This window comes from Pseudomonas sp. IT-347P (assembly GCF_949768005.1).
GTDB lineage: Bacteria > Pseudomonadota > Gammaproteobacteria > Pseudomonadales > Pseudomonadaceae > Aquipseudomonas.
Map to the genome: position 1 here is coordinate 634,162 of NZ_CATKPQ010000011.1, position 7,954 is coordinate 642,115.

The following is a 7,954-nucleotide window of genomic DNA, read 5'->3' on the forward strand; positions in this document are numbered from 1 at the left end:
TGCTCAGGCCCCGGCCATCCATTTCGCCAGACCATGGCGGCCACTGACGCCGAGTTTGGCGGTGGCGCGTTTCAGGTACGTCTCGATCGAACTGTTTTTGACCCGCAGCTTTTCCGCCATTTGCGGCACGGTGCCGCCAGTCAACAACCCCAGGCAAACCTCTTTTTCGCGCAGTGACAGGGCGATGTTGCTTAATGCCAGGCGCTCATCGAACACCTGCGCCAACGGTGCTTGATCCAGTTCTGCCAAAGGCTGGCGCGGTTGTCGGGCGAGGATTTGCCGACTGATCTGCGCGTGACGTTCAATCAGCGGCAGCAGGGTGTCGGACAGGCGCTTGAGAAACGACAGCTCGGGCAGGGAAAACACCCGCTGAGTGCTGGGTCGGTAAAAGGAAATGACACAGCGACGGTTGGAGGTGCGCGATACCAGATTGCATTGATGCACGCTGTGCTGTGGATGCCGGGGCAGAAGCGAGGCTTTCAATTGAATCAGCAGCGAGTCGTTCATCTCGATCATCTTCTGCAACAGCGGATGATCGTCGGGGCGCTCCAGCGGATTGGCCGAAGCACACGTCTGTGTCAAACCGGCACTGCCCAACGGTTTGATGTCGACGACACTGGCCTGTCGCTCATCCAGCGTCCACTCACTCAGGTCCATGCGGTTGACCGGCACCAGGGTGTCGACCAACTGGAACATGTTCGTGGCGAAGTGATCATCGCCGGTGCTTGCAATCAGCTCCCCCAGTTGCCGGTAGAAATGCGGGTTTTCCATATTGCGAATACTGCCGGTCAGATTCATATCCTTGTCATCCCTGGTTCAGAACCTTCACTGAATCGTCTTCCGTTTATGCAAAAGCCGCCCACGCCGTCATTTATCCTTGAACACGATCTGGAGCGGAATTTAAGCCCATGGATTTGTCCTACGTCTGTAGGGGAAAACAGGGACACAAAGTGCCATCATTTCTGAATGTTGGCGCCGGGCTTCTGACGGCTTCGAACACAGTTGAGTACGCATCAGTGACTGCTCAGTCACGCCAGGGCCCCGGAAATCCACGGGTTGCTGATTTCAGACAATTAACGCCCGGGCAAAAGGCGGCGCTGGCGTGTGGGTTTTTTCCTACAAACTTTTCAGAATTTCCTCTCCGAGCTTTTAGACAGTGCCCGCGATAAACGCTCCCGCAATATCAGACAGGCGCGTACGGGCGGAGTGGTTGTCCGGGTTTCAGGTGTCATGCCGGTGGCGGGGCCGATGCTTGAATACCGGCAAAATTTCATGAGATGGATCTTATGCAGCCTACTTCTGCCAACGTGGCGGACGATGTGTCCGTGCCTGTCGAGACTTTTGCGCTGACGGCCGCCCAACGGGATATCTGGCTGGACCAACTGAGTCGGGGAGATTCGCCGCTGTACAACATTGGCGGTTACGTCGAACTGAGCGGGCCGCTGGATCCGGCATTGCTGCAATCGGCGCTTGAAGTTCTGGTGGCAGCGAATGATGCCTTGCGCATTGTTCTGCGCTCGGACGTTGGTCACGATGGGCTGCCGTTGCAAGGGTTTGCGCAGGCGCTGCCGGTGGTGATGTCGCAGCATGATGTCAGCGGCCAACCCGATCCACAGGCGGCGGCCCGGGAGCTGGTCGACGCGCAGATGGCGCAAGCCTTTGTGTTGAGCGGGCAAGCGTTGTTCCGCTTCAGCCTGATTCGCCTTGATAGCCATCGCCACTGGCTGGCAGCTCAGGCCCATCACTTGATCATTGATGGCTGGGGGTTCGCGCTGCTGTTCAAGTCGGTCGGCGAGATCTACAGCGCGTTGCGCCGTGGCGAGCGCCTGCTTACGGCGGCACCGTCCTATGTCAGCTTCATCGAAGATGATGCACGCTACCACCAGTCACCCCGTTACGAACTCGATCAGCGCTACTGGCTGGATAAGTACCGCAGCCTTCCCGAGCCGTTGTTGACGCCCCGCCATCGCGAATCCCCCGACGCGCAAGCGGCGCCAAGTCGAATCCACGTCGAGGCTTTTCCAGCCCTGCTGCACCAGCGCATGAAAGATTGCGCGCGACAATTCGGTGGTTCGGCCTTCCACGTGTTGCTGGCGGCGCTGCATGTGTATTTCAGTCGCACTGCCCAGCGTGACGAGTGGGTGGTCGGTTTGCCGATTCTCAATCGCTCCGGTGCCCGCTTCAAAAACACTTTGGGCTTGTTCACCCAGGTCAGTGCAATGCGCATGGGCTTCGGCCGAGCGTTGTCATTTGCGGACTTGATCAAGGCGATCGGCGCGAGTCTGAAGCAGGATTTCCGCCACCAACGCTACCCGCTGAGCGAAATGAACCGCGCGCTGGGCCTGTTGCGAGAAGACCGTGCGCAACTCTTTGAGCTGTCGGTGTCCTACGAGCAGGACGACCATGACTACCGTTACGGTGAGGCGTCGGGGCACTCGGTCAAGGTCTCCAACCAGCACGAGGCGACGCCGCTGGCCATGCACCTGCGCAGCAACCGTTACACCGACAAGGCCTGGTGGCATCTGGTGTACTCGCCGGCCTATTTCACCGCTGACGAGATTGCGGCGTTGACCGAACGCTTGCTGCTGATTCTGCAGCAAGGCCTGGAATGTCCGGCGCTGACGGTCGCCGATTTCAACCTCAACAGCCAGGCAGAACTGGCCCTGCTCAATGAGTGGAACGATACCCGGGTCAGTTTTCCGCAAGGCCATTTGATTCATCAACGTTTCGAATCCCGGGTAGCCGAACAGCCGGACGCTGTGGTCGCGACGCATCAGGGGCAAACCCTGAGCTATGCCGCGCTGAACCGCCAAGCCAATGCGCTGGCTCATCATCTGCTGGGTCTCGGTGTGCGGCCTGACGATCGGGTGGCGATCGTTGCCCGTCGGAGTCTGGACACGCTGGTCGGGCTGCTGGCGATTCTCAAGGCTGGCGCTGCTTATGTGCCGATTGACCCGGCGCATCCGCCCGAGCGCCTGAGTTATCTGCTCGACGACAGCGCGCCGGTAGCGCTGCTGACGCAAAGCGGTCTGCGTGATCGTCTGCCCGCCACAACGCTACCGGTGATCGAGCTTGATCGTCGCGAGTGGTCGCTCGGCAACGTGTCCGATCCCGAGGTGCCGGGGTTGAACACGAGCAACCTCGCCTACGTGATTTACACCTCTGGCTCGACCGGGTTGCCCAAAGGCGTGATGGTCGAGCACCGCACGCTGGGCAATCTGATCGACTGGCACTGTGCAACGTTCGGACTAGGCCCCGGGCAGCACACGTCGAGCCTTGCCGGGTTCGGTTTCGACGCAATGGCGTGGGAGGTCTGGCCGGCGTTGTGTGCCGGGGCAACGGTGCATTGTGCGCCTGCAAGCGAAGGCAGCGAAGACATCGATGCGCTGCTCGCCTGGTGGCGGGCGCAGCCGCTGGACGTCAGCTTTCTGCCGACGCCGATCGCCGAATACGCCTTCAGCCAACAACTCGATCACCCGACCTTGCGCACCTTGCTGATCGGCGGCGATCGCCTGCGCCAGTTCAACCGTGCGCAGTCTTTTGCGGTGGTCAACAACTATGGCCCGACCGAAGCCACGGTAGTCGCCACCTCGGGGCTGATCACCCCGGGGCAGCCGTTGCACATCGGTAAACCCGTGAGCAATGCCACGGCTTACCTGCTCGATGATCAGCAGCGCCCGGTGCCGATTGGCATCATCGGTGAGTTGTATGTCGGCGGCGCCGGGGTGGCCCGGGGTTATCTGAATCGTCCGGAGCTGACCGCCGAACGCTTCCTCGACGATCCGTTCAGTGTGCAATCTGGTGCGCGCATGTACCGCACCGGCGACCTTGCCCGTTGGCGCGGCGACGGCAACCTTGAGTACATCGGGCGCAATGATGATCAGGTCAAAGTCCGTGGCGTGCGCGTAGAACCGGGTGAAATCGAAGCGGCACTCGCCAGCCATGACGCGGTGCGGGAAGCCGTGGTGCTGGTGCGCGACGGCCAATTGTTGGCCTGGTTTACCGAACGTGAAACGCTGGACATCCTGCAACTGCACACGCACCTGACATCGCGCTTGCCGGCCGCCATGCTGCCGGCGGCCTACATCCGTCTGGCGACGTTGCCGCTGACCGCCAACGGCAAGCTTGATCGCCAGGCGCTGCCGGCGCCGGGGCCGGAAGCATTGATCCGTCGTCAATACGAGGCGCCACACGGTGACGTCGAAATCGCTTTGGCGCAGATCTGGGCCGAGGTCTTGCAGGTTGAACGGGTGGGGCGTCACGACCATTTCTTTGAACTGGGCGGCCATTCTTTATTGGCCGTGAGCCTGATCGAACGCATGCGCCAGATCGGCATGAGCAGCGATGTTCGCGTGCTGTTCAGCCAACCGACGCTGGCCGCGTTGGCGGCGGCGGAGGGTAGCGGCCGCGAAGTCGAGGTGCCTGCCAACCGCATTCCCGCCGATTGCACGCACATCACGCCTGACCTGTTGCCACTGGTGCAACTGGATCAGGCGATGATCAATCGCATCGTTGCGACAGTGCCCGGCGGTGCCGCCAATGTGCAGGACATCTACCCCTTGGCGCCGCTGCAGGAAGGCATTCTCTACCACCACATCACCGCCGCGCAGGGCGATCCTTATCTACTGCAGTCGCTGCTGGCGTTCGACAGCCTCGAACGGGTCGAAGCCTTCGCCGCTGCGCTGCGCCAGGTCATCGCGCGGCACGACATTCTGCGTACGGCGGTGGTCTGGGAGGGCCTGACGTCACCGGTTCAAGTAGTTTGGCGTGAGGCGGTTTTGCCGGTGCATGAGGTCGAACTGGATCCGGCCCACGGCGCGATCCTCGATCAATTGCACGCGCGCTACGATGCACGGCGCTATCGTCTGGACGTCAGTCAGGCACCGCTGCTGTGCCTGATGTATGCCCGTGATCCGGCGCATAACCGGGTCGTCGGCATTTTGCTGTTTCATCATTTGGCCATGGATCACGTTGCGCTGGAGGCGATGCGCGAAGAAATCCACGCCAGCCTGTCCGGGCACGGCAAACCGCTGGCAGCACCGGTGCCGTACCGTAACTATGTGGCGCAAACGCGACTGGGCGTCAGTGAGCAGGAGCATGAAGCGTTCTTCCGGCAGATGCTCGGCGATATCGACGAGCCGACACTGCCATTCGGTTTGCAGAATGTGCAGGGCGACGGCCGCAACATCGAAGAAGCCGGGCAGACACTGGCGAGTGATCTCTACCAGCGCCTGCAACGGCAGGCGCGTCTGGCCGGGGTCAGCATCGCCAGCCTGATCCACCTCGCCTGGGCGCAAGTGCTGGCGGCGACCTCCGCGCAGCAAAGTGTCGTATTCGGTACCGTGCTGATGGGGCGCATGCAGGGCGGCGCGGGTGCCGACCGGGCACTGGGGGTGTTCATCAACACCTTGCCGCTGCGGGTCGATGTCGGCGAAGGCGCGCGTGCAGCGGTGAAATCCACCCACGCCCGCCTGACCGCGTTGCTTGCCCATGAACATGCTTCGTTGGCGCTGGCCCAGCGTTGCAGCGGTGTTGCTGCGCCGGCGCCGCTGTTCAGCGCCTTGCTTAACTACCGGCACAGTGATGATGTCGAGCAAACAACGTCCCGGCAAACCTGGCAGGGCATCGAGACCCTGGCCAGCGAGGAGCGGACCAATTACCCGTTTACGCTGAGTGTCGATGACCTCGGCACGGGTTTGCGTCTGACCACCAGAACCTTGTCGAGCATCGGCGCGCAACGGATTTGCACCTATGTGCAATCAGCGCTGAACGGTTTGGTCGAGGCACTGGAGAACGCGCCGAAGCAGCCGTTGAATCGCCTTCCGCTGGTTCCGCAACAAGAGCTGCAACAGCTGTTGATCGAGTTCAATGCCACCGACGTTGACTGCCCGATGGATCAGCCTTTACAAGCGCTGTTCGAACAACAGGTGCAGCGCAAACCGAATGCCATCGCTGTGCAGTTTGCCGAGCAGCGCCTGAGTTATCGCGAGCTGAATGAGCAGGCCAACCGCTTGGCCCATCATCTGCGCGGGCTTGGCGTACAACCTGATTCGCGGGTCGCGATCTGCGTCGAACGCGGGCCTGAACTGGTGATCGGGCTGCTGGGCATTCTCAAGGCTGGCGGTGCTTATGTGCCGCTCGATCCGGATTATCCGCTGCAACGGCTGAACTACATGTTGCAGGACAGCGCACCGGTCGCATTGCTGGTGCATGCTGCAACGCGTGATCTGCTCGGCGAACCCGGCGTGCCGGTGATCGATCTCGACCTCGGTGCATGGCAGGACCAGCCGCACGACAATCCGCAGGTGCCGGGGCTTGGCGCGACGAATCTGGCCTACATGATCTACACCTCCGGCTCCACCGGCACGCCGAAAGGCGTGATGATCGAGCACCGCAGCGCCTGCAACATGGTGCATTGGGGTTCGCAACTGGCGCCGCCCAGCGAGCACGGAGCGTTGCTGCAAAAGGCACCGTACAGTTTCGACAGTTCGGTGTGGGAGATCTTCTGGCCGCTGTGCTCGGGCATGCGCCTGGTCCTGGCGCGGGCCGATGGCAATCGCGATTCGGCGTATGTGACGCAAGTGATCCGCGAGCAGAACATCACGGTGGTCAAGTTTGTGCCAGCGTTGTTGCAGCAGTTCATCGAACAGGACGATGTCAGCCAGTGCACCAGCCTCACCGATGTGCTCAACGGGGGCGGCGAGTTGACCGTCGCCCTGGCGCGGCAAGTGCGCGAGCGCCTGCCGTGGGTGCGCCTGCACAATGTCTACGGGCCGACCGAAACCACGGTCGACAGCAGCGGCTGGACCCTGGAGCCCGATGAGCCGGTGCCGCAGACACTGGTGCCGATCGGCAAGGCCTTGAGTAACACGCGGCTGTATGTCCTCGATGCCTTTGATCAGCCAGTGCCGTTTGGCGTCAGTGGGCATTTGCACATTGGCGGAGTGGGTGTGGCGCGCGGGTATCTGGGGCTGCCGCAATTGCAGGCCGAGCGCTTTATCGACAGTCCGTTCGTGGCCGGTGATCGTTTGTATCGCACTGGCGATCTGGTGCGTTACGGCGCCGATGGCAACCTCGAATTCCTCGGGCGCAATGACTTTCAGGTCAAGCTGCGTGGGGTGCGCCTTGAACTGGGCGAGATTGAAGCGCGCCTGCTGGAACACCCGGCCATCCGCGAGGCGGTGGTGCTGGTGCGCGATGAGCGACTGGTGGCGTATTACAGCGTGCGTGCCGGGCAGACGGCGCCCGCGCTGGACGCGTTGCGTGCGCATGTGTTGGCACGGTTGCCGGAATTTATGGTGCCTGGCGCCTACGTGATGCTGGCGGCGTTGCCCTTGACGCCCAACGACAAGATTGACCGCAAGGCATTGCCGGAGCCGGGGACGGAGGCGCTGCTCAGTCGTCCTTATGCGGCGCCCGAAGGCGACGTGGAAACGGCCTTGGCGCAGATCTGGGCGCAGGTGCTCAAGGTCGAGCAGGTCGGGCGGCACGACAACTTCTTCGAACTGGGCGGGCATTCATTGCTGGCGGTCAGTCTGGTGGCGCGCATGCGTCTGGCCGGCCTGCATGTCGACGCGCGCACGCTGTTCAGCCAGCCGACGCTGGCCGCGCTGGCCGCACAGACTTCGCGGCAAGCGAAGCAGGTCGAGATCGCCCAGACCACCATCCCGAGCCTCAACCGCAAACGCCGGCTCTGATCCTCGGACACAAACCCTGTGGGAGCGAGCCTGCTCGCGAAGGCGTTGGTTCAGTCAATGATGATGTCGACTGACCCACCGCTTTCGCGAGCAGGCTCGCTCCCACAGGGGGCTTGCGGTGCTCACGCCGATGGCTTGTCCCCGCTTCCCATGTCAGACACCCACGCCCCGATGTTTTAGTTTTTCCAGGCTGCGCGCCACATGCACGGACTCGCTGCTGCGCGCTCCTTTTTTCCGTATTTACAGCAGGTTACCTC

General features: G+C 61.9%; 2 protein-coding genes. One reads left to right on the forward strand and one right to left on the reverse strand.

Annotated elements, in window-relative coordinates; all coding sequences use genetic code 11:
* Positions 1-3: 3 nt before the first annotated feature.
* On the reverse strand, positions 4-798 hold the full coding sequence (locus tag ACM6IV_RS06915) for a helix-turn-helix transcriptional regulator (RefSeq protein ID WP_414869287.1): 795 nt from the start codon (positions 796-798) through the stop codon (positions 4-6).
* Between the two features lie 488 nt (positions 799-1,286).
* Here ACM6IV_RS06915 and ACM6IV_RS06920 point away from each other — a divergent pair, with 488 nt between their 5' ends.
* On the forward strand, positions 1,287-7,697 hold the full coding sequence (locus tag ACM6IV_RS06920) for an amino acid adenylation domain-containing protein (protein WP_414869288.1): 6,411 nt from the start codon (positions 1,287-1,289) through the stop codon (positions 7,695-7,697).
* Positions 7,698-7,954 lie beyond the last annotated feature (257 nt).

Bases quoted from the DNA above. Each gene is read 5' to 3' on its own strand.
- ACM6IV_RS06915 (WP_414869287.1), bottom strand. From the start codon at position 798: ATGAATCTGACCGGCAGTATTCGCAATATGGAAAACCCGCATTTCTAC.
- ACM6IV_RS06920 (WP_414869288.1), top strand. From the start codon at position 1,287: ATGCAGCCTACTTCTGCCAACGTGGCGGACGATGTGTCCGTGCCTGTC.